This is a genomic window from Mycobacterium branderi, assembly GCF_010728725.1.
GTDB classification, from domain to species: domain Bacteria; phylum Actinomycetota; class Actinomycetes; order Mycobacteriales; family Mycobacteriaceae; genus Mycobacterium; species Mycobacterium branderi.
Genome location: NZ_AP022606.1, coordinates 4,894,196 through 4,914,689, shown reverse-complemented (window position 1 = coordinate 4,914,689; position 20,494 = coordinate 4,894,196). Strand labels below are relative to the sequence as shown.

The window sequence follows — 20,494 nt, the reverse complement described above, 5'->3', positions numbered from 1 at the left end:
CCGATTTCACCGACAGGGGGTCACCGCTGACGTGAACGATGACCCGCGCTCCGATGCGGTCGGCCGTCAATACCAGCGGTGGAGCTACCCGCCTCCGATCCGGGACCTCGCGGAGTGGACGGCCGGCCACTGGGAGTGGTTCGACCCGGTGCACGCTCACCGCGTGTTATGGCCCGACCGTGAATACAAACCCGATCTCGACATCTTGATCGCGGGTTGTGGCACTAATCAGGCGGCGGTTTTTGCCTACACCAATCCGCATGCGAAGGTACTGGCGGTCGACATCAGCGAGTCCTCGCTGGAGCACCAGCAATATCTGAAAGACAAGCACGGACTGTCAAACCTGGATTTGCGTCTGATGCCGATCGAAGAATTGCCGACATTGGGCTGCGATTTCGATCTGGTGGTATCGACCGGCGTATTACATCACATGGCGGATCCGCTTACCGGCATGAAGGCGATCGGCGCCTGCTTGCGCCGGGATGGTGCTATGGCTGTCATGCTCTATGCAAAGTACGGCAGGCTCGGTATTGATTTGCTGGAATCGGTCTTTCGGGACTTGGGACTGGTTCAGGATGATGCGTCAGTCCAAATAGTCAAGGACACGCTTTCATTGCTGCCAGCGGATCATCCCGCCCAAAGCTATCTCAAGCTAGCACGAGACCTGCAGTCCGACGCCGCCTTCGTCGACACGTTCCTGCACGGTAGAGCCCGTAGTTATACCGTCGAAGAATGTATCGCCCTAGTGGCGTCAGCAGGTCTGGAGTTTCAGGGCTGGTTCCACAAGACGCCGTATTACCCGCACGACTTGCTGGTTGAAAGAAGCGGATTCCACGCGATTGTAGATGCGTTGCCCGAGGATCGGATCTGGTCGGTCATGGAGCGCCTGCAGACGTCAAATGGTTGCCATTTTTTCATCGCTTGTAGGCCCGACCGGCCGCAAGAAAGTTACTGCATCGACTTCAGGACTGCCGCGGCGCTCGATTACATTCCGCTGCTTCGCACTCGGTGCGGCTTCTCCGGCAGTGATATTTTTTGGCCCGGGGCCCGAATGCGTCTGAATCCAATCCAGTCGGCGTTTGTGCAGTACGTCGACGGGCGTCGCACGGTTCGAGAAATTGCCGAATGCGTGGCGAAGAGTGATTTGGGCCAAGCCGCTGGCATCGACCACGAGAACTTCGGCCGGAAGTTATTCCAGTCGCTGTGGCGACTCGATTTTGTCGCCATGGCACTTGCTTAGACATTCCCAGCGTCGACTTGTCGTGCCTCTTGCCCGCGGTTCGGCCCGACAGCTCGACGTTCGACGGCTGATGGCGCGGCTGATGGCCGTCCTCGCCCGGCTGTGCTGATGGTGGCGGCCCGCCGCGCCCGGCTCCGCCGCGCTTGCGACCACCACTACGCTGGGCGGCGTGTTTGAATCGCTGTCCGACCGGCTGACCGGCGCCCTGCAGGGGCTGCGCGGCAAGGGCCGGCTGACCGAGGCCGACATCGACGCCACCACTCGCGAAATCCGGTTGGCGCTGCTGGAAGCCGACGTCTCGCTGCCGGTGGTGCGGGCCTTCGTCAGCCGGATCAAGGAACGCGCCAAGGGCGCCGAGGTGTCCGGTGCCCTCAACCCTGCGCAGCAGGTCGTCAAGATCGTCAACGAAGAACTCATCGGGATCCTGGGCGGCGAGACCCGCCAGCTGAGGTTCGCCAAGACGCCGCCGACCGTCATCATGCTCGCGGGTCTGCAGGGCTCCGGTAAGACCACGCTGGCCGGCAAGCTGGCTACCTGGCTGCGCGGTCAAGGCCACACCCCGCTGTTGGTCGCCTGCGACCTACAGCGGCCGGCGGCCGTGAACCAGCTGCAAGTCGTCGGTGAGCGGGCCGGGGTTCCGGTGTTCGCGCCGCACCCGGGCGCATCGCCGGAAGCCGGGCCCGGCGACCCCGTCGCGGTGGCAGCCCAAGGCCTCGCCGAGGCACGGGCCAAGCACTTCGACGTCGTCATCGTCGACACCGCCGGGCGGCTGGGTATCGACGAGGAGATGATGGCCCAGGCCGCCGCCATCCGCTCGGCCATCGATCCCGACGAGGTGCTGTTCGTCCTCGACGCGATGATCGGTCAGGACGCCGTCACCACCGCCGAGGCGTTCCGTGAGGGTGTCGGCTTCACCGGCGTGGTGCTGACCAAGCTCGACGGCGACGCACGCGGCGGCGCCGCGCTGTCGGTCCGCGAAGTAACCGGTGTCCCAATACTTTTCGCCTCCACTGGGGAGAAGCTCGAGGACTTCGACGTCTTCCACCCGGACCGGATGTCCAGCCGCATCCTGGGCATGGGCGACGTGCTGAGCCTGATCGAGCAGGCCGAGCAGGTCTTCGACGCGCAACAGGCTGAGGCCGCCGCGGTCAAGATCGGGACCGGCGAGCTGACGCTGGAGGACTTCCTCGAGCAGATGCTGGCCATCCGCAAGATGGGCCCGATCGGCAACCTGCTGGGCATGCTGCCCGGCGCGGGCCAGATGAAGGAGGCGCTGGCCGCCGTCGACGACAAACAACTCGACCGGCTGCAGGCGATCATCCGCGGAATGACGCCAGAGGAACGCGCGGACCCGAAGATCATCAACGCCTCGCGCCGGCTGCGGATCGCCAACGGCTCCGGGGTGACCGTTTCGGAGGTCAACCAGCTGGTCGACCGCTTCTTCGAGGCCCGCAAGATGATGTCGTCGATGGTCGGCGGCATGGGCATACCCGGGCTGGGCCGCAAATCTGCGACGCGAAAAGCCAAGGGTGGCAAGGGTAAAAAGGGCAAGAAGCGCGGCCCGACACCGCCGAAGCGCAGCCCGCTCAATCTGCCGGCCGGCTTTCCCGACCTGTCACAGATGCCGGCCGGTCTCGACGAGTTGCCGCCCGGCCTCGCCGATCTCGACCTGTCCAAGCTGAACTTCCCCGGCAAGAAATAGCCGCATGCGGCTTCATGTCCGCGGCAATCGACTGCCCGACGACGAACCGGTGCAGTGGTGGATCGTCGACGGCACGCTCAGCGCCGAACCGGTCGCGGGCGCCGAAACCGTTTTCGACAAAGGCTGGATCCTGCCCGGGCTCGTCGACGCGCACTGTCACGTCGGCGTCGGACCGGGCGGGGCCGTCGAGCTCGACGAGGCGATCCGGCAGGCCGAGACCGAACGCGACGCCGCGGCGCTGCTGCTGCGCGACTGCGGTTCACCGATCGACACGCGCAGCCTCGACGATCGTGACGATCTGCCCCGGATCATCCGCGCCGGACGGCATCTGGCGAAGCCGAAACGCTATATCCCCGGGTTGCCGATCGACCTCGACGACGAGTCGCAGCTGCCCGCCGCGGTGGCCGAACAGGCCCGCCGCGGCGACGGCTGGGTCAAGCTGGTCGGCGACTGGATCGACCGGGACGCAGGCGATCTGGCCCCGCTGTGGTCCGACGAGGTGCTCAAGACCGCGATCGACACCGCGCACGCTCACGGCGCCCGCGTCACCGCGCACGTCTTCGGTGAGGACGCGCTGCCCGGGTTGATCACCGCCGGGATCGACTGCATCGAGCACGGCTACGGGCTCACCGACGACACGATCGCGCTGATGGTCGAGCACGGCACGGCCCTGGTGCCCACGCTGATCAACATCGAGAACTTTCCGGGCATCGCCGATAAGGCCTCGCGCTACCCGGTTTACGCCGACCACATGCGCGAACTGTATGCCCGCGGCCGCCAGCGGGTTGGCGCTGCACGCGACGCCGGCGTGCCGATCTACGCCGGCACCGACGCCGGCGGCGGCATCACGCACGGGCGCATCGCCGACGAGGTCGACGCGCTCAAGGGCATCGGGATGAGCCCGACGGAGGCGCTCGGAGCGGCGTGCTGGGACGCCCGGCGCTGGCTGGGCCGGCCGGCTCTGGACCATGGCGCTTCGGCAGATCTGTTGTGCTACAACGACGATCCGCGTCATGGCGCGGCCGTACTCAACCGGCCGGACGTGGTCATCCTGCGCGGCCGGGTGTTCTGACCGAGCAAGGTCGGGAATCGGCCGTTAGCATCGAAGGATGTCGTTGACCGCCGGCACGACGTTTGCTGGCTACACCATCCTTCGGATGCTGGGCTTCGGCGGGCTGGGCGAGGTGTATCTGGCGCAGCACTCCACACTGACCCGCTACGACGCTCTCAAGGTCCTCCCCGCGGCACTCACCGCCGACACCGAATTCCGCGAGAGGTTCACCCGCGAGACCGAGGCGGCGACGACGTTGTACCACCCGCACATCGTCGACGTGCACGAGCGCGGCGAGTTCGACGGCCGGCTGTGGATCGCGATGGATTACGTCGACGGGATCAACGCGGCTCAGCTGGTCGCCGAGCGGCATCCTGCCGGCATGCCCGCCGGTGACGTGCTCGCCATCGTCGCGGCCGTCGCGAGCGCGCTCGACTACGCCCACCGGCGCGGACTCCTGCACCGCGCCGTCAAACCCAGCAACATCCTGCTCACCAACCCGCTGGCTGGTGGACAGCGAATCCTGTTGACTGACTTCGGGATAACGCGACACACCGGTCAGCCGGGTTACTCGGCGCCGGAACAACTGATGAGCGCCGACATCGACGACCGCGCCGATCAATACGGGTTGGCGGCCACCGCCTACCACCTGTTCACCGGTGCGCCGCCGGACCAGGGGAGCGCGTCGCCACGGCTCGGCGCGCGGCGCCCCGAGCTTGCGCCGCTCGACGACGTATTGGCCAGGGCTTTGGCCAAGAACCCCCGGGACCGATTCGGGCGGTGCAGCGACTTCGCCGCGGCGCTCATCGAGCGGGCCGGGGGCTGGACCGGTGAGCGCAGCCCCGAGGCCGCCCTGGCCGTCGTCGACTACCCCGAGGATGCCGAGCCCGAAACAGACGTCGCGCCGGCCAGACCGAGCCGGCCGTGGCTTTTGCTGGGGGCGGCGGCCGTTGCGGCGGTGTTGTTGCTGACGGGGCTGCTCGCCGGCTTCCTGATCGGCCGCAAGAACAACCCGACCGTCACTGAGGCCGGCCCGTCGAGCACCGCGCGGGTTCCGGCCGCGGTCCCCACCACGTCCACCGCCTCCGCCATGCCTGCTCCGGACCAGCTGCTCGACGGCACCTATCAGGTGGACATCAACCGCTCACAGCAGACGTTCAACGACAACCCCGACCCGCAACCGCCCGACGTATCGACATGGTGGGCGTTTCGTTCCTGGTGCACCGCGGCCGGATGCATTGCCACCGGCATACAGCTCGACGACAACGACCACCGCACGGCGAGCAATCCCGGCGGCACGCTCATGCTGGACTTCCGCCAGGGCGCTTGGCAATCGCGAGCCGAAACGCTGCGGTTTCCCTGTATCGGGCCGAAGGGAGCCGCGGACAACGAGACCACGACGCAGGTGTTGTCGTTGCAGCCGCAGGTTCACGGGCCGCTGCGCGGCGTGATGACGGTGACCGTCGAAACCAACGAGTGCGGCCAGCAGGGCGGTCGGATCACGATTCCGGCGGTGGCCGGACGGGTCAGTGCGGTGCCGCCCGACGTCACCGTCCCCGGCCCAGGGCCGGCCACCGGCAACCCGGCTCCGTCCACGACCACGTCTGCCGCGCCGTCGGCCGAAAGCCCCGCCGCGCCGGGGCCGACGCCGGGCCGCTGACCAGCCGACAAAAAGATTGTAAGTACTCACTATCTCTGCTAGCGTCTGCTGCCATGACCTATGACGTGATCGTCCGCGACGGTTTGTGGTTCGACGGGACCGGCGCCCCGCCCCAAGTCCGCAATCTGGGGATTCGCGATGGCGTCGTATCCGTGGTGTCCGCCGGGCAGCTCGACGAGACCGGCTGCGGCGAGGTGATCGACGCGGCCGGCAAGTGGGTGGTCCCCGGCTTCATCGACGTGCACACCCACTACGACGCGGAGGTGCTGCTGGATCCCGGGCTGCGGGAATCGGTGCGGCACGGGGTCACCACGGTGCTGTTGGGCAACTGCTCGCTGTCGACGGTCTACGCCAGCTCCGAGGACGCCGCCGACCTGTTCAGCCGGGTGGAAGCGGTGCCGCGGAAGTTCGTCCTCGGCGCGCTGCAAGCCAAGAAGACGTGGTCGGGGCCGGCCGAGTACGTCCGCGCACTCGACGAACTACCGCTGGGCCCCAATGTCGGCTCGCTGCTTGGGCATTCGGATCTGCGCACCGCGGTGCTCGGGCTGGGCCGAGCCACCGACGACCGCATCAGGCCGAGCGACGCCGAGCTGGACCGCATGGCGGCCCTGCTCGACGAGGCGCTCGACGCCGGTCTTTTGGGCATGTCCGGGATGGATGCGGCGATCGACAAACTCGACGGCGACCGCTACCGCTCGCGGGCGCTGCCGTCGACGTTTGCGACCTGGCGAGAACGGCGCAAGCTGATCGGCGTGCTGCGCCGGCGCGGCCGGATTCTGCAGAGTGCACCGGACGTCGACAAGATACTGTCGGGCGTGCTGTTCTTCTTGGCCAGCAGCCGAATGTTCGGGAGGCGCAAGGGTGTTCGGATGAGCCTGCTCGTCTCGGCGGATTCCAAGTCGATGCCGGGCTCGGCAACGATCTTCGGCCCGCTCACCCGGCTGCTCAACGCCGTGCTGAGCTCCAGCGTGCGGTTCCAGCACCTTCCGGTGCCGTTCGAGGTGTACTCCGACGGGATCGACTTACCGGTCTTCGAGGAGTTCGGCGCGGGCACCGCGGCGCTGCATCTGCGTGATCAACTGGAGCGCAACCAGCTGCTCGCCGACACCCAATACCGTCGCAAGTTCCGCCGCGAGTTCGACCGCCGCAAGCTCGGAGCGTCGTTGTGGCACCGGGACTTTCACGACGCCGTGATCGTCGAATGCCCGGACGAGTCACTGATCGGCAAGAGCTTCGGGACAATCGCCGACGAGCGCGGGCTGCATCCGCTCGACGCGTTCCTCGACGTGTTGATCGACAACGGCGAGCGCAACGTGCGCTGGACCACTGTGCTGGCCAACCACCGCCCCAAGCAGCTCGACAAGCTGGCCGCCGAACCCAGTGTGCACATGGGGTTTTCGGACGCTGGGGCCCATCTGCGCAACATGGCCTTCTACAACTACCCGGTGCGGCTGCTCAAGCGCACGCTGGACGCCAGCCGCGCCGGTGCGCCCTTCCTCAGCGTGGAACGCGCCGTATACCGGCTGACCGCCGAGGTGGCAGACTGGTTCGGCCTCGACGCGGGCACGTTACGCGAGGGCGACCGTGCGGATTTCGCGGTGATCGACCCGGCCGGTCTCGACGAAGCCGTGGACGGCTACTACGAGGAAGAGGTGCCGTTCTACGGTGGGCTGCGCCGCATGGTGAACCGCAACGACGCCGCCGTCGTCGCCACCGGGGTCGGTGGTGTTGTGGTGTTCCGCGACGGGCGATTTCGCGACGGCTACGGCAGCACGGTCAAATCGGGGCGTTTCGTGCGGGCAGGCGCGCAGCAGCTGCAGCGGGTCTGACGATGGCCAGGACGCAGCAGCAGCGCCGCGAGGAAACAGTCGCGCGTCTGCTGGATGCCAGCATCGCGACCATCGCCGAAGTCGGCTACGCCCGAGCATCGGCCGCGGTAATCACCAAGCGCGCAGGAGTCTCCGTGGGCGCGCTGTTTCGGCACTTCGACACGATGGGCGACTTCATGGCCGCCACCGCCTACGAGGTGATGCGCCGCCAGCTCGGCGAATTCAGCAAGAAGGTCACCGAAATACCCTCCGACAGGCCGGTTTTGGAGGCGGCGCTGGCCATCCTGCGCGACCTCACCGCTAATTCCACCAACACGGTGATGTATGAACTCATGGTCGCTGCGCGCACCGACGAAAAACTCAAAGCCACTTTGCAGAACGTTCTCGAGGAATACGGGGCCAAGATCCACGACGCCGCGCGTGCGCTGCCCGGCGCCGATGCCATCCCTGAGGATGTGTTCCCGGCTCTGGTCGCGGTGATGACCAACACGTTCGACGGCGCCGCCCTGGTTCGGGCCGTGCTACCGCAGCCCGACATCGAGGCGCAGCGTATCGGGCTGCTGGCATCGCTGTTGAACGGGATGTATGCGGAGGGGTCAGGCGTCGCCGAGCGCGCTGAGCGCGTCGTCGAGGGTGCGGTACAGCGACATGATCTCGTTCAGACCCAACAGGGTGAGTGGCCGGCGGGTGACCGGCCCGTCGGCGACCACGGCGAACTTGCCTGAGTCACCGATATTTTCGTGAGCAGCGATCAGCACGCTGATTCCGGCCGATCCCAAGAACTCGACCCGGGACAAGTCGACGACCATTCCGGCCGGGTTCTTCGCGCGAGCGGATTCGATGGCGTCGGTCAGCCACGGCGCACTGAGCATGTCCGCGCTGCCGCTCACCGATAACACGACGAGCTGATCGACCCACTTCTCGTCGACGTTGAAGTCGTCGGGTTGAGGAGGAGCTGGAGCGTGGTGGTGTTCGGCCATCATCGATCCTCATTGCTTGTGTGCACCTGTGCAGCCAGTTCGCGACATCGGCATGCTGGCAAGGGCTGTGAGCTCAACCCACGAATCAACAGCGCCGACGGGTGTCGGCGCAGCGCCGCGGAAACCATATTCGACATCTGCAGAACAGGATGCCACGGCAGTGGCAGATTAGCGCACCGATCCTAAAGGGTGCCGATGGCCGACTGCGGGTTGAGGGCGAAGCCCCAGTCCAGCAGGGTGGCCGCCTGGTCCCAGTAGGTCGGCCCGCCCTCGTGCACCAGGCCATACATCATGGCGACCACCAACCGGCGGCCGTCGCGGGCCGCGGCGCCGACGAACGTCTTGCGGGCGGCGTTGGTGAAGCCGGTCTTGCCGCCGATGGAGCCGGGATACCGGTACAGCAACTCGTCCTGGTTGACGATCTGGTGGTCGCCGCCGTCGCCGGGGAACATCGCCGACGGCTCGGAGGTGATCTGGGCGAACACCGGGTTGGCCAGGGCGGCCCGGAAGATGACGGCCAGGTCATGGGCGGTCGAGGAGCCCGAGCCGCCGGGCCCGTCGAGGCCCGACGGGGTCGCCGCGTGGGTGTTCACGGCGCCCAGGGACGCCGCCTTGGCGTTCATCTTGGCCACTGCGGCTTGCTGGCCGCCCAGCATCTGCGCCAGCGTGTTGGCCGCGTCGTTGCCCGACACCAGCAGCAGGCCGTCGAGCAGCTGGCGCGCCGTGTAGGTGCGGCCGGGTTTGACGCCCACGCAGTTGCACTCGACGTGGGTGGCGGATTCGTCGGCGACCACGGTGGAGTCCAGGCTCAGCTCGTCGAGGGCAACCAGCGCCAACAGCACCTTGATGGTGCTGGCCGGCGGGTGGCCGACGTTCTCGTCGCGCGCGGCCAGCACCTGTCCGCTGTCCAGATCGGCGACGATCCACGTCTGTGCCGGGCCGTCGGGGATGGGCACCGAGCCGACCGGCTGCACGCTGGTGTCGGCCCGCGCTGTCGGACATGCAATCACCGCGAGAAAAGCCGCGACCGCGGCGAGAAGCCTCCGCATGGGCGATTAGCCTAACCGGCATGCTGAGCCAAGCCGAGATCTCCGACAGGTTGGAGATCCAACAGCTGTTGGTCGATTACTCGACGGCGATCGACACCCGACGGTTCGACGACCTGGATGCGGTGTTCACCCCGGACGCTCATATCGACTACAGCGCCTTCGACGGCATCGTCGGGCGTTATCCCGAGGTCAAGGCCTGGCTGGCGGAGGTGTTGCCGAATTTCGCCAACTACGCCCACATGCTGGGACTGCCGTCGATCCGGCTGAACGGCGACACCGCCACCGCCCGGACTTTCTGCTTCAACCCGATGGTGTTTGGCGAGGCGCCCAGCACCATGCTGCTGGGTCTGTGGTACGACGACGAGTTCGTCCGCACGCCGGACGGCTGGCGGATGAGCCGGCGCGTCGAGACCAAGTGCTTCGACCGTCGGCCCTGACCGGGGCGTGTCCCCATCGGCCGAGTGTGAACCCTTCGACGCCGCGACGGCGTGTCGCGTCGCCAGATTCACAGTCGCGCGAGAGGCCGGCGGATTTCCACCGGACCAGCGGCCTCTGGCACAATGGGCGGCTGCACACGCGAGGCAAAACCCGGATCCCGGCATCCCGCCCGGATCGCTGAATTGCAGCGTGACACCACAGGAGCAATTCATGGCTGTGAAGATCAAGCTGACCCGGCTTGGCAAAATCCGCAATCCCCAGTACCGCATCGCCGTCGCCGACGCCCGCACGCGGCGCGACGGCCGCGCCATCGAGATCATCGGCCGCTACCACCCGAAGGAAGAGCCGAGCCTGATCGAGATCGACTCCGAGCGCGCGCAGTACTGGCTTTCGGTGGGGGCCCAGCCCACCGAGCCCGTCCTCAAGCTGTTGAAGATCACCGGTGACTGGCAGAAGTTCAAGGGGCTGCCCGGCGCCGAGGGCAAGCTGAAGCTCGCCGAGCCCAAGCCGAGCAAGCTGGAGCTGTTCAACGCCGCGCTCGCCGCCGCCGATGGCGGCCCCACCACCGAGGCCGCGACGCCGAAGAAGAAGAAAGCCCCGGCCAAGAAGGCCGCCAAGGCCGAGAAGGCCGACGAGCCGGCCGCCGAAACCGAGCAGGCCGCACCGGCGACCGAAAGCTGACCGAGCGATGAGTACCGTCGTCGTCGACGCCGTCGAGCACCTGGTCCGCGGGATCGTCGACAACCCCGACGATGTCAGAGTCGACATGGTCACCAGCCGTCGCGGCCGTACCGTCGAGGTGCACGTCCATCCCGACGACCTGGGCAAGGTGATCGGCCGCGGTGGGCGCACCGCGACCGCGCTGCGCACCCTGGTCGCCGGAATCGGGGGCCGCGGAATCCGCGTCGACGTGGTGGACACCGACCAGTAGGCGAGTCCCGGTCGTGGACCTGGTGGTCGGACGCGTGGCCAAAGCGCACGGGATCACCGGCGAGGTCGTCGTCGAGGTTCGCACCGACGAACCCGACACCCGGTTCGCCCCGGGAACGATATTGCGGGCCAAGGGATCTGACGGCCGCGAGCGCAGCTACACCGTCGAGGCCGCCCGCGATCACGGCGCGCGGCTGCTGGTGCGGTTCGCCGGGGTGAGCGATCGCGATGCCGCCGACGCGCTGCGGGGCAGCCTGCTGGTCATCGACTCCGAGGCCCTGCCGCCCATCGACGAACCGGACACCTACTACGACCACCAGCTGGAAGGCCTTCGGGTGCTTACGACCACCGGCCGCGAGATCGGCACCATCGCCGAGGTGCTGCACACCGCAGGCGGTGAGCTGTTGGCGGTTCGCCGCGACGACGGCGGTGAGCTGCTGGTGCCGTTCGTCGGCGCGATAGTGACGACGGTGTCGCTGGATGCCGGCACTGTCGAGATCGATCCGCCCGAGGGCCTGTTGGAACTGGGGCAGTAGTGCGCATCGACGTCATCACGATCTTTCCGGATTACTTGGAGCCGCTGCGACAATCGTTGCCGGGCAAGGCAATCGAATCGGGCGTTGTCGAGTTCGGGGTGCATGACCTGCGCCGGTGGACTCACGACGTGCACCGCTCCGTGGACGACACGCCCTACGGCGGCGGCCCAGGGATGGTGATGCGGGCACCGGTGTGGGGTGAGGCGCTCGACGAAATCTGTTCGGAGACTTCACTTCTCGTTGTGCCCACCCCGGCCGGCAGGTTGTTCACCCAGGCGACCGCGCAGCGGTGGAGCGCCGAGAAGCATCTGGTGTTCGCGTGCGGCCGCTACGAGGGAATCGACCAGCGAGTCGTCGACGACGCCGCTCGCCGGATGCGCGTCGAGGAGGTTTCGATCGGCGACTACGTGCTGCCCGGAGGAGAATCGGCGGCGCTGGTGATGATCGAGGCGATCGTCCGGTTGCTGCCTCAGGTCATCGGCAATCCGCTGTCACACCAAGACGATTCGCACTCCAACGGCCTGCTGGAAGGCCCGTCGTATACCAGGCCGCCGACGTGGCGTGGACTCGACGTGCCCGAGGTGCTGCTGTCCGGTGACCATGCCCGCATCGCCGAGTGGCGACGGCGAGCCGCCGAGCAACGCACCCGCGAACGCCGCCCGGACCTGTTGGATTAGTCCGAGCAGCTAAATCCGGCCCTGCGGAAACATCGTCTTGACCGCCTGGGTGATCGTGGCCCGGGCGGTCGCGTCGTCAGAGGGCTGCAGCGACTCGATCACCATGATGTAGCGGCGGTCGGCGCCGACTATTCCGGTCGACAGGTGCATCCAGTCACTGCCGATGCAGCACATCCAGCCCTGCTTGACCGCAACCGGCTCGGCGGACAGCCCCTCGGGGATGCCGAACCGCTGCGGGTAGCCGTCGATGCCCGTCGGGGTGGACTGCGCCAGGTTCTTCACGATGATGTCGGCCCGCTCCGCCGGAAGGCCGCCGGAGCCGGCCAGCAGCATGTCGTAATACCGGATCAGATCGGATGCCGAGCTCATGGTGTCCCACCAGCGCCCGCTGCTGGGTGGCGTGGTGGAGGTCAACCCGTAGCGGCCCGCGACCGCGGTGATGATCGACTCACCGCCGTCTTGCGCCCAGAAATTCTCCGCAGCGCCGTCGTCGGAGGAACGCAGCATGCCGTCGAGCGCCTGGCGGTCTTCCGCCGACAGGCGGGTCTTGCCCTGGGATTCCTGCAGCAGCAGATCGTCGGCGATGAACAGCTTGGCCACCGACGCGATGCCGACCAATTGGTCCCTGCCGTTGGAGAACATCTGCTTGGTGGCGCGGTCGAACACCGCGACCGAGATTGTCGCGCCCTGCTCCGCGGCCTCCTCGGTGGCCTGCTGGATGCGGGCCGGCAAGCCGCCCAGCGCAGCGGCCGGCTCTGCCAGCGGCACTTCGGACGGCATGATCGCCTGCACCAGCGGCGCGACGCGGCTCGTCCGGTGTTCCGGGGGCCTGTTGTTGGAGGCGCCGTAGACCTTGGCTTCACACCCCGCCGCCACCAGCACCGTCGCCACCGCGGTGGCGATCAGCAGCATGGGGGGCCGCGCTCGCATGCGTCTCCTCAACGGGTTACCGAGAATGACCTGACTCGGGCTCGCCACAACCGCCATCCGCCCGACCCGTCAGATTAACGTGAGACTTTCCGGTTCGTGTGGTGCGACCCCGTTCATATGTACCATCCGCATCTAGTCCGGACGGCCACGCTGAGCGGCGTTTTTGTGTGATTTCGCTCCCGCGCCGGCCGTCTGGCACAATTGACCAGTTGTCTCCAGCAGTTGCCGGCCGGCCGGCTGCGCCCCGCCTGCTGCGAGATGCGCCCAGATGCCCAACCCATCGGCTCGGTCGACCGCTCCATGCCTGGTCGAACCGGCAGCCGCGAACCGCAAGGAAGTGTCTCGCCATGAACACGCTGGACTTCGTCGACAAGGCGTCGCTGCGCGACGACATCCCGGCTTTCGGCCCAGGCGACACGGTCAACGTGCACGTCAAGGTGATCGAGGGCAACAAGCAGCGCATCCAGGTGTTCAAGGGTGTGGTCATCCGCCGGCAGGGCGGCGGCATCCGCGAGACCTTCACCGTGCGCAAGGAAAGCTACGGCGTGGGCGTGGAGCGCACCTTCCCGGTGCACTCACCCAACGTCGACCACATCGAGGTCGTGACCCGCGGCGACGTCCGTCGCGCCAAGCTGTACTACCTGCGCGAGCTGCGCGGCAAGAAGGCCAAGATCAAGGAGAAGCGCTGAGTGTGCCGCAGCTGCCGCACCTCGCCCTGGCTACGCTGATCTGGTGACCGAAACCACCGATTCGTCGCCGGAGGGCCAACCCGATTCCGGTCCGGGCGAGCCACACGTCGCCACCCGCGATCCCGCGGCGTCGGAGGCGGAAGCCACCCAAGAGTCGCACGGTAAGAAGCGTGCCGCGCTGCGCGAAGTCGCGATCCTGGCGGCGATCGCGGTGGTCCTCTACTACGTGATGCTGACCTTCGTGGCCCGGCCCTACCTGATCCCGTCGGAGTCGATGGAGCCGACGCTGCACGGGTGCTCGGGCTGTGTGGGCGACCGCATCATGGTGGACAAGGTCAGCTACCGGTTCGGCTCGCCGCGCCCCGGCGACGTGATCGTGTTCAAGGGGCCGCCGTCGTGGAACGTCGGCTACAAGTCGATCCGGTCGGACAACACCGTGGTGCGCTGGCTGCAGAACGCGCTGTCGTTCGTCGGCTTCGTCCCGCCCGATGAGAACGACCTGGTCAAGCGGGTTATCGCGGTTGCAGGCCAGACGGTGCAGTGCCGCGCCAACACCGGCCTGACCGTCGACGGCACGCGGCTGGAGGAGCCGTATCTGGATCCGGCGACGATGATGGCCGACCCGTCGGTCTACCCGTGCCTGGGCAACGAGTTCGGCCCGGTCACTGTTCCGCCGGACCGGTTGTGGGTGATGGGCGACAACCGCACGCACTCGGCGGATTCCCGCGCCCACTGCACCAGCGTCCCGGCCGACGCGATGAAGGGGCTGCTGTGTACGGGTGACCCGATGTCCGGGACGGTTCCGGTGGGCAACGTGATCGGCAAAGCCAGGTTCATCGTGTGGCCGCCGTCGCGGTGGGGCGGTGTCGGTTCGGTGAATCCTCAACAGAATCGGTAGTCATGGCGACCACCTGGCCGCCGCGAACGGTGATCCGCAAGTCGTCGGGGTTACGCACCCTGGAGTCCGCGCTGTATCGCAGCGGGTTGGGGCCGGTTGCCGGAGTCGACGAGGTGGGTCGGGGAGCCTGCGCCGGCCCGCTGGTGGTCGCGGCCTGCGTGCTGGGTCCGGGACGCTTGGAAAGCCTTGCGGCCCTGGACGATTCGAAGAAGCTCACCGAGCAGACGCGGGAGAAGTTGTACCCGCTGATCCGCCGCTACGCGCTGGCGTACCACGTGGTGTTCATCCCGTCGACCGAGGTCGACCGGCGCGGTGTGCACGTGGCCAACATCGAGGGGATGCGGCGCGCGGTGGCCGGGCTCTCGGTGCGGCCGGGCTATGTGCTGTCCGACGGCTTTCGGGTGCCAGGGCTGCCGGTGCCGTCGCTGCCCGTGGTCGGCGGGGATGCCGCGGCGGCCTGTATCGCGGCAGCCAGCGTGCTGGCCAAGGTCAGCCGCGACCGGTTGATGGTGGCAATGGATGCCGATCATCCCGGTTACGGGTTCGCCGAGCACAAGGGGTACTGCACTCCGGCTCACTCGGCGGCGCTGGCCGAGCGGGGGCCTTGCGCCGAGCACCGGTACTCGTTCATCAACGTCCGCCGGGTGGCAACCCGATCGGGCACCCGGGTGGTGGCCGAATTCAAACGAGGCTCACCCGATGGAGGAAGATGGGACCAGAACGGCGAGCAGAAGGACGGCTGACAGATGAGTGCCGAAGATCTCGAGAAATATGAAACCGAGATGGAGCTCTCGCTGTACCGCGAATACAAGGACATCGTGGGCCAGTTCAGCTACGTCGTGGAAACCGAGCGGCGGTTCTACCTGGCCAACAGCGTGGAGATGGTGCCGCGCAACGCCGACGGCGAGGTGTATTTCGAGCTGAGGCTGGCCGACGCCTGGGTGTGGGACATGTACCGGCCGGCCCGGTTCGTCAAGCAGGTCCGGGTGGTCACCTTCAAAGACGTCAACATCGAAGAGGTGGAGAAGCCGGAATTGCGGCTGCCTGAATAGGGCTAGCGCTACCGGCGATCGCGCGAGAGCTCGTCGTCGCCGATTTGCAGCTGGCCCCGGTTTTCGATAACCGTCCGTGCCACGTCGGCAAGCTTGATGTTCAGCTCCTGGGAGTTGCGTCGCAGCAGGTCGAACGCCTCTTCTTCGGAAATGTTGTGCAGCAGCATCAGCATGCCGACGGCCTTGCCGATCTCCCGGTTGGACAGCAACCCGTGACGCAGGGTGGCGGCGTCTTCTCCTTGAGCAATGGCGTTGATGGCCACGCTGGCGAACGCCGCCAGCACGATGGCCTGACTGGCCGACTCCGTGTTGAAGCGATTCGGGCTGTCGCTGAACAAATTGAGCGCGCCGGCTTTGCGGCTGTCGATCAGCAATCGGAACCCCATGGCCCCGCGTACCGGGGTCTCGGCGAGCAGCCGTTCGGCCAGCTTGGGCCATTGCGACGGCGTGGTCAGGTCGGTCTCGATCTGCGGGGTTTCTTCCTCGATGGCGTCCAGGCACGGCCCGTCGCCGACGGCGCGCTCCATGTCGTCGATGCGTTTGGCGAGGCTGTCGCTGGCGCCGACGGTGACGTAGCGGTCGCCGCGGCGCGTCAACAGGCTGGCGTGGTCGCAGCCGGGCACCACCAGGGTCGCCGCGATGCAGATGGCCGCGTACAGCTCGCCGGGGTCCGAACCCTGATAGATGATCTCGGCCAGCGCCGCGAACACCGTCGCAGGATCCGCCTTGACCGGCCGGACCGATCCCTCCGCGCCGGTTTGTGCTTCGTCTGCCACGGTGTTCCTCGTCTCAACGGCGTCCCGCCAACCGGGTGCGCCTGGTCCCACGCTATACCGGGTCGGCCGGGCCGGGGACCGGCGATCAGCCGTGACGAGTCAGGATGTTGGCCAATGTATCGAGCACTCCCGGGACCAGGCGGTAGTAAGCCCACTTGCCGCGCTGCTCTCGCTCGATCAGCCCAGCGTCGACGAGAACCTTCAGGTGGTGCGACACGGTCGGCTGGGATAGCCCGACCGGTTCGGTCAGCTCGCAGACGCATGCCTCGGCCCCGTGATGTGCGGCGATCAGCGACACAAGCCGAAGCCGCGTCGGCTCGCCCAGCGCCTTGAGCACTGCTGCAAGCCGTTCTGCGGCGGCGATGTCTAGCACGGTCCCGGTGATCGGACTGCAGCACGCCGACAAGTCGGCAGTAAGCAGGGAGCCGGTCGCGCGCGCCACACCGCGATTCTGCCATACACATTGACAACTATCGATGCATAGCCCAGGGTTGCTCTATGACAGCCCGAGACGCCGCGCTGCGTGAGCAGGTCCGTGTCCGCTATGCGCAGGCCGCCGGCGCGGTTGCCGCCGGCGATACCGGTTCAGTGACCGCCGAGCGCTGCTGCGGATCGGGTGGCCCGACGGACGTCAACGAGAGCTTCGGCGCCGGGCTGTACGGCGTTGATGAGCACTCCGAGTTGCCTGCCGAGGCCGTCGCGGCGAGTTTCGGCTGCGGCAACCCGACAGCCGTCGCCGAACTGCATCCCGGCGAACGTGTACTGGACTTGGGTTCCGGCGGCGGCATCGACGTGCTGCTGTCCGCGCGCCGGGTCGGGCCGAGCGGGTTCGCCTACGGCGTCGACATGACCGACGAGATGCTCGCGCTTGCCGAGGCGAACAAGGCCAAAGCAGGCGCCACCAACGTCGAATTCCGCAAGGGCACAATCGAGAACATCCCGTTGCCCGATGCCGCCGTGGACGTCGTCATCTCGAACTGCGTGATCAACCTGTCCGTCGACAAACCCACCGTGCTTGCCGAGATGTTCCGCGTCCTGGTTCCCGGCGGCAGGATCGGAGTCTCCGATGTGGTCGCCGAAGACCGTCTGGGCCCGGCGGACCGCGCCGAACGCGGGTCCTACGTCGGCTGCATCGCCGGGGCGCTGTCCAGACAGGAATATCTCGACGGGTTGACCGCAGCCGGATTCACCGATGCCGCGGTCGAATTCACTCACCAAGTCGCCGACGGCATGCACGCCGCAATCATCCGCGCGATCAAGCCTGTGGATTGACCTGCAACTGGGGATAACTCGCCGCTGCGGCATGGCGGCCGGTCCGTCGTGTCGGGGGCATCGCGCAGTGTGTCCGCATGACGACGTTGACGCGGGCCCAACTCGGAGCGCTTGGTGAACAGCTGGCCGTCGACCACCTGACGGGCCTGGGGTTGCAGGTGCTGGACTGCAACTGGCGTTGCCGTTACGGCGAGCTCGACGTCATTGCCGTCGAGAAATGCGCGGAATTGCATTGGATGCAACATTTCGAACGGTTGCGGAATCAGCTTAGTGCCAGGTGGTGGGGACCGGCGGCGGAGTCCGGGATCGGAGCGTTGGGGCCGTGATCAGCCATGTCACTTCCAACGCATCGTCATTGCATCTGATACAACAGAGCGGTGACGTTATCGGCGCCTGGTTCGGCGCATCTGGTGTTGGCGCAGAATGTGGTTCACCTCGATCCTGCTGCGGCGGTGTTCGAGGCGATGTTGGAGGGCTGGCGCCGCCAGCAATCAGCGCGTTTCCTGCGGGCGGGCACGATCGGTGCCAGGCTGCGGTTGATTCGCCGGCTGGAAGCATTCAGCGGACTGTATCCGTGGCAGTGGGCGCCGGCCGACGGCGAGGCGTTCATCGATCACTTGCGGTCGACGACGGTGGAGGCGGTGTCGACGGCGAGGTCTTACGAGATCGATATCAGCCTGTTTATGGAGTACTTGCTGGATCCCCGCTACGGGTGGGCCGGTGTGTGTGCCGATCAGTTCGGCGATGTCCCGCAGGCGATCTTTCATGAGGGCAATTCGATTCAGCACAAGCTGGACTACGAGGGTGATCCGCGGCGTCGCCCGCTTAGCTATGACGAGATCCAAGCGCTCTTTGACGCGGCCGATGCCCGCTCAGGCACGATTCGGGGCCGCGGCGTGAAGGGCGCGTTGGGAGCCGCGCGGGATGCCGCGGTTTTGAAAACCATCTACGCCTTTGGCCTTCGGCGAACCGAGGCGTCTCGGCTGGATTTGGTCGATCTGCGCCGTAACAGCCAAGCACCACAGTTCGGTGGCTTCGGGGTGGTGATGGTCCGCTACGGGAAGGCCCCGAAGGGGGCACCGCCTAAGCGGCGCACTGTGCTGCTCGTCCCCGAGATGGACTGGGTGGTCGAGACATTGGATCAGTGGCTCACCGAGATCCGTCCACGGTTTTCACCGCCGGATCGCCATCCAGCGCTGTGGGTGACCGAGCGCGGGGGCCGGCTATCTCCGCGATCGATCAACGAAGCGTTTGTGGACGCTCGTGACGACGCGGGACTGGACCGTTCACTGAATCTGCATTGCCTTCGCCACTCTGCAGTAACTCACTGGACCGAATTCGGTTATCCCGCAAGGTTTGTTCAGGAACAGGTGGGTCATGCGCATGCATCGACGACGTCGATCTACACCCATGTCTCCAACGAGTACCGCAACAAACTGCTGAAGGCCTCGCTGATGGGCCGCCTCGGCGAGCACTGGGATGGAGCACCGGCATGATCAAGAAGATGGGTTATCGCTGGCGGCTGCGTGACTTGATGGCCGATCAGCAGATGTTTAAGACCACTGATCTGATTCCGCACCTGGTGGAGCGCGGGATCACGCTCTCACGCGAGCAGGTTTTTCGATTGGTGACACAGCCTCCTCAGCGCTTGAGCATGGACACGCTGGTGGCGTTGTGCGACATCCTCGGATGCACACCCAATGACCTCATCGTCCTCGAGGTTGTCAACAAGCCCGTCCGTAAGACCGCCGGCGCTGGGGGGAGTGGTGCGCCGGCGGTCACGCCCAGAAAAACAGTCGTGCGACGGCCTGGCAAGTCATGACACGGGCATGCTCGACGGTGCCGATCGCGCAGGTGCGCGAGTCTTTGGTGTCGTCTGTGATCAGCGCTGTCGGTCCGGGGGTGACCCGGGAACGAGCGCAGCAGCTGCTAGTGGAGGCCAAAGGGTGGTCCACGGCCAACGCCCGGCGCCTTCACGAATATCTCGGCGAGAATCCGGGTGCCTTCACCGCGCCCACTCATGACTGCCCGGCAGCCTTTCCCCGCCTGTTGACCTTGCTTGCCGCGGCCGGGTACGCGGATGCGGTCAGGCTGCTGGGATGCGCAAAATGCGGTCGCACCGATCTGGCGCTGCGGCGAAATAGCCCCGAGGGGCGCTGTTGTCCCTGGTGTGTGATCCGCACCGAACTGCGGCCCTGCGCGCGCTGCGGCGAAGACGGATACATCATCGCTCGTCGTGCAGACGGCCCGGTTTGTCGTCGCTGCTACAACAAAGACCCCCAGTTCCTTCAGGTATGCGCCGGCTGCGGACGGAAGCGCCCGCCCAATGTTCGCCGCGACGACGGCACTGTGCTCTGCCAAGGGTGCAGTCTGCCGCCCCCACAATCGTGTTGCCGCTGCGGCGATGTGCGCCGGGTCCACGCCCAGAGCGCAGACGGCCCGATCTGTCGGAGCTGCTACCGATCACCGGCACGGAAATGTGGTGTATGCGGGCAGATCGCGCCAATCCAGGCTCGCGCCACCGACGCTCACCCCGATACCTGTGTGCGGTGCTACCGCAACATCGGCGAGTGTGTGGTCTGCCGGCGAACCCGCGCCGGCGGTAAATATCGCGGAGGGCCGTTTCACTGCGTTACCTGCTGGCCGCACCACCCGCGTCGCTGCGACAGCTGCGATAAACCAGGGATTGCTTGCGCCACATGGCCATTAGGAATGGTATGCCGGGACTGCTATCACCGTCGACGCCTGCACCCGCAGCCGTGCGCTAACTGTCAGCGCACCGCGG

Annotated in this window: 22 protein-coding genes and 2 pseudogenes; 19 read left to right on the top strand and 5 right to left on the bottom strand. The window is 66.6% G+C overall.

What is annotated here, in order from left to right:
* The first annotated feature begins 31 nt into the window (after positions 1-31).
* The 6 genes and pseudogenes from G6N47_RS23940 to G6N47_RS23915 form a co-directional block, all read left to right on the top strand.
* Positions 32-1,240, top strand: a complete 1,209-nt coding sequence (locus G6N47_RS23940) for a class I SAM-dependent methyltransferase (RefSeq protein WP_083129515.1) — start codon at positions 32-34, stop codon at positions 1,238-1,240.
* A 169-nt stretch (positions 1,241-1,409) separates the two neighbouring features.
* Positions 1,410-2,942 carry a signal recognition particle protein gene (ffh, locus tag G6N47_RS23935; protein ID WP_083129514.1) on the top strand — a complete coding sequence of 511 codons (1,533 nt, stop codon included), beginning with the start codon at positions 1,410-1,412 and terminating at the stop codon, positions 2,940-2,942.
* Positions 2,943-2,946: 4 nt separating this feature from the next.
* Entirely contained in the window at positions 2,947-4,014 is a 1,068-nt protein-coding gene (locus G6N47_RS23930; protein ID WP_083129513.1) for a metal-dependent hydrolase family protein, read from the top strand.
* A 37-nt stretch (positions 4,015-4,051) separates the two neighbouring features.
* Positions 4,052-5,653 carry a serine/threonine-protein kinase gene (locus tag G6N47_RS23925; protein ID WP_083129512.1) on the top strand — a complete coding sequence of 534 codons (1,602 nt, stop codon included), beginning with the start codon at positions 4,052-4,054 and terminating at the stop codon, positions 5,651-5,653.
* 53 nt (positions 5,654-5,706) lie between these two features.
* Positions 5,707-7,482: an N-acyl-D-amino-acid deacylase family protein gene (locus G6N47_RS23920; protein ID WP_083129511.1), complete on the top strand. Its 1,776-nt coding sequence runs from the start codon at positions 5,707-5,709 to the stop codon at positions 7,480-7,482.
* 2 nt (positions 7,483-7,484) lie between these two features.
* A pseudogene (locus G6N47_RS23915) lies at positions 7,485-8,057 on the top strand (TetR/AcrR family transcriptional regulator); the annotation flags it as partial.
* A gap of 21 nt (positions 8,058-8,078) precedes the next feature.
* On the opposite strand, the gene G6N47_RS23910 reads toward G6N47_RS23915, so the two are convergent.
* Both G6N47_RS23910 and G6N47_RS23905 read right to left on the bottom strand, forming a co-directional pair.
* Positions 8,079-8,465: an STAS domain-containing protein gene (locus G6N47_RS23910; protein WP_232080274.1), complete on the bottom strand. Its 387-nt coding sequence runs from the start codon at positions 8,463-8,465 to the stop codon at positions 8,079-8,081.
* A 179-nt stretch (positions 8,466-8,644) separates the two neighbouring features.
* A complete protein-coding gene (locus G6N47_RS23905) occupies positions 8,645-9,511 on the bottom strand; it encodes a D-alanyl-D-alanine carboxypeptidase family protein (protein WP_083129509.1) in 867 nt (288 codons plus the stop codon).
* Between the two features lie 20 nt (positions 9,512-9,531).
* Between G6N47_RS23905 and G6N47_RS23900 the strand changes: the two genes are divergently transcribed.
* The 5 genes from G6N47_RS23900 (at position 9,532) to trmD (ending at position 12,092) form a co-directional block, all read left to right on the top strand.
* The gene (locus G6N47_RS23900; protein ID WP_083129508.1) at positions 9,532-9,948 is read left to right on the top strand and encodes a nuclear transport factor 2 family protein; all 417 of its coding nucleotides are present in this window, start codon (positions 9,532-9,534) and stop codon (positions 9,946-9,948) included.
* A 211-nt stretch (positions 9,949-10,159) separates the two neighbouring features.
* Positions 10,160-10,630: a 30S ribosomal protein S16 gene (gene rpsP / locus G6N47_RS23895; RefSeq protein WP_083129507.1), complete on the top strand. Its 471-nt coding sequence runs from the start codon at positions 10,160-10,162 to the stop codon at positions 10,628-10,630.
* 7 nt (positions 10,631-10,637) lie between these two features.
* Positions 10,638-10,880: an RNA-binding protein gene (locus tag G6N47_RS23890; protein WP_003878715.1), complete on the top strand. Its 243-nt coding sequence runs from the start codon at positions 10,638-10,640 to the stop codon at positions 10,878-10,880.
* 13 nt (positions 10,881-10,893) lie between these two features.
* Positions 10,894-11,415, top strand: coding sequence for a ribosome maturation factor RimM (gene rimM, locus G6N47_RS23885; RefSeq protein WP_083129506.1), 522 nt, complete (start codon positions 10,894-10,896; stop codon positions 11,413-11,415).
* The gene (gene trmD, locus G6N47_RS23880; protein WP_083129505.1) at positions 11,415-12,092 is read left to right on the top strand and encodes a tRNA (guanosine(37)-N1)-methyltransferase TrmD; all 678 of its coding nucleotides are present in this window, start codon (positions 11,415-11,417) and stop codon (positions 12,090-12,092) included. The genes rimM and trmD overlap by 1 nt, the downstream gene beginning before the upstream one ends.
* A gap of 9 nt (positions 12,093-12,101) precedes the next feature.
* On the opposite strand, the gene G6N47_RS23875 is transcribed toward trmD, so the two are convergent.
* Positions 12,102-13,022 (bottom strand): serine hydrolase, encoded by a 921-nt coding sequence (locus tag G6N47_RS23875; protein WP_083129504.1) that lies wholly within the window; start codon positions 13,020-13,022, stop codon positions 12,102-12,104.
* Between the two features lie 347 nt (positions 13,023-13,369).
* Between G6N47_RS23875 and rplS the strand changes: the two genes are divergently transcribed.
* The 4 genes from rplS to G6N47_RS23855 are packed head-to-tail and all read left to right on the top strand — an operon-like array spanning position 13,370 to position 15,661.
* Positions 13,370-13,711 carry a 50S ribosomal protein L19 gene (rplS, locus tag G6N47_RS23870; protein ID WP_083129503.1) on the top strand — a complete coding sequence of 114 codons (342 nt, stop codon included), beginning with the start codon at positions 13,370-13,372 and terminating at the stop codon, positions 13,709-13,711.
* 43 nt (positions 13,712-13,754) lie between these two features.
* On the top strand, positions 13,755-14,609 hold the full coding sequence (gene lepB / locus G6N47_RS23865) for a signal peptidase I (RefSeq protein ID WP_083129502.1): 855 nt from the start codon (positions 13,755-13,757) through the stop codon (positions 14,607-14,609).
* Between the two features lie 2 nt (positions 14,610-14,611).
* The gene (locus G6N47_RS23860) at positions 14,612-15,352 is read left to right on the top strand and encodes a ribonuclease HII (protein WP_083129501.1); all 741 of its coding nucleotides are present in this window, start codon (positions 14,612-14,614) and stop codon (positions 15,350-15,352) included.
* Between the two features lie 3 nt (positions 15,353-15,355).
* Positions 15,356-15,661: a DUF2469 domain-containing protein gene (locus G6N47_RS23855; protein WP_012393608.1), complete on the top strand. Its 306-nt coding sequence runs from the start codon at positions 15,356-15,358 to the stop codon at positions 15,659-15,661.
* Between the two features lie 8 nt (positions 15,662-15,669).
* Here G6N47_RS23855 and G6N47_RS23850 read toward each other — a convergent pair whose 3' ends face one another.
* Positions 15,670-16,437, bottom strand: coding sequence for a GAF and ANTAR domain-containing protein (locus tag G6N47_RS23850; RefSeq protein WP_083129500.1), 768 nt, complete (start codon positions 16,435-16,437; stop codon positions 15,670-15,672).
* 85 nt (positions 16,438-16,522) lie between these two features.
* Positions 16,523-16,879 carry an ArsR/SmtB family transcription factor gene (locus G6N47_RS23845; protein ID WP_083129499.1) on the bottom strand — a complete coding sequence of 119 codons (357 nt, stop codon included), beginning with the start codon at positions 16,877-16,879 and terminating at the stop codon, positions 16,523-16,525.
* Positions 16,880-16,935: 56 nt separating this feature from the next.
* On the opposite strand from G6N47_RS23845, the gene arsM reads away from it, so the two are divergent.
* From arsM to G6N47_RS23825, 4 genes and pseudogenes are all read left to right on the top strand, one after another.
* On the top strand, positions 16,936-17,709 hold the full coding sequence (arsM, locus tag G6N47_RS23840; RefSeq protein ID WP_083129498.1) for an arsenite methyltransferase: 774 nt from the start codon (positions 16,936-16,938) through the stop codon (positions 17,707-17,709).
* Between the two features lie 77 nt (positions 17,710-17,786).
* A pseudogene (locus tag G6N47_RS29855) lies at positions 17,787-17,924 on the top strand (YraN family protein); the annotation flags it as partial.
* Positions 17,925-18,119: 195 nt separating this feature from the next.
* The gene (locus tag G6N47_RS23830; protein ID WP_083129496.1) at positions 18,120-19,205 is read left to right on the top strand and encodes a tyrosine-type recombinase/integrase; all 1,086 of its coding nucleotides are present in this window, start codon (positions 18,120-18,122) and stop codon (positions 19,203-19,205) included.
* Positions 19,202-19,531, top strand: coding sequence for a helix-turn-helix domain-containing protein (locus G6N47_RS23825; protein WP_003875083.1), 330 nt, complete (start codon positions 19,202-19,204; stop codon positions 19,529-19,531). Before G6N47_RS23830 ends, G6N47_RS23825 begins: the two co-directional genes overlap by 4 nt.
* Positions 19,532-20,494 lie beyond the last annotated feature (963 nt).

Excerpts from the sequence above, each read along its gene's own strand:
- G6N47_RS23930 (WP_083129513.1), top strand. The coding sequence starts at position 2,947 with ATGCGGCTTCATGTCCGCGGCAATCGACTGCCCGACGACGAACCGGTG.
- G6N47_RS23825 (WP_003875083.1), top strand. The coding sequence starts at position 19,202 with ATGATCAAGAAGATGGGTTATCGCTGGCGGCTGCGTGACTTGATGGCC.
- G6N47_RS23855 (WP_012393608.1), top strand. The coding sequence starts at position 15,356 with ATGAGTGCCGAAGATCTCGAGAAATATGAAACCGAGATGGAGCTCTCG.
- G6N47_RS23920 (WP_083129511.1), top strand. The coding sequence starts at position 5,707 with ATGACCTATGACGTGATCGTCCGCGACGGTTTGTGGTTCGACGGGACC.
- rplS (WP_083129503.1), top strand. The coding sequence starts at position 13,370 with ATGAACACGCTGGACTTCGTCGACAAGGCGTCGCTGCGCGACGACATC.
- G6N47_RS23910 (WP_232080274.1), bottom strand. The coding sequence starts at position 8,465 with ATGATGGCCGAACACCACCACGCTCCAGCTCCTCCTCAACCCGACGAC.
- G6N47_RS23860 (WP_083129501.1), top strand. The coding sequence starts at position 14,612 with ATGGCGACCACCTGGCCGCCGCGAACGGTGATCCGCAAGTCGTCGGGG.
- G6N47_RS23890 (WP_003878715.1), top strand. The coding sequence starts at position 10,638 with ATGAGTACCGTCGTCGTCGACGCCGTCGAGCACCTGGTCCGCGGGATC.
- G6N47_RS23905 (WP_083129509.1), bottom strand. The coding sequence starts at position 9,511 with ATGCGGAGGCTTCTCGCCGCGGTCGCGGCTTTTCTCGCGGTGATTGCA.
- arsM (WP_083129498.1), top strand. The coding sequence starts at position 16,936 with ATGACAGCCCGAGACGCCGCGCTGCGTGAGCAGGTCCGTGTCCGCTAT.
- G6N47_RS23875 (WP_083129504.1), bottom strand. The coding sequence starts at position 13,022 with ATGCGAGCGCGGCCCCCCATGCTGCTGATCGCCACCGCGGTGGCGACG.
- G6N47_RS23900 (WP_083129508.1), top strand. The coding sequence starts at position 9,532 with ATGCTGAGCCAAGCCGAGATCTCCGACAGGTTGGAGATCCAACAGCTG.
- rpsP (WP_083129507.1), top strand. The coding sequence starts at position 10,160 with ATGGCTGTGAAGATCAAGCTGACCCGGCTTGGCAAAATCCGCAATCCC.
- G6N47_RS23925 (WP_083129512.1), top strand. The coding sequence starts at position 4,052 with ATGTCGTTGACCGCCGGCACGACGTTTGCTGGCTACACCATCCTTCGG.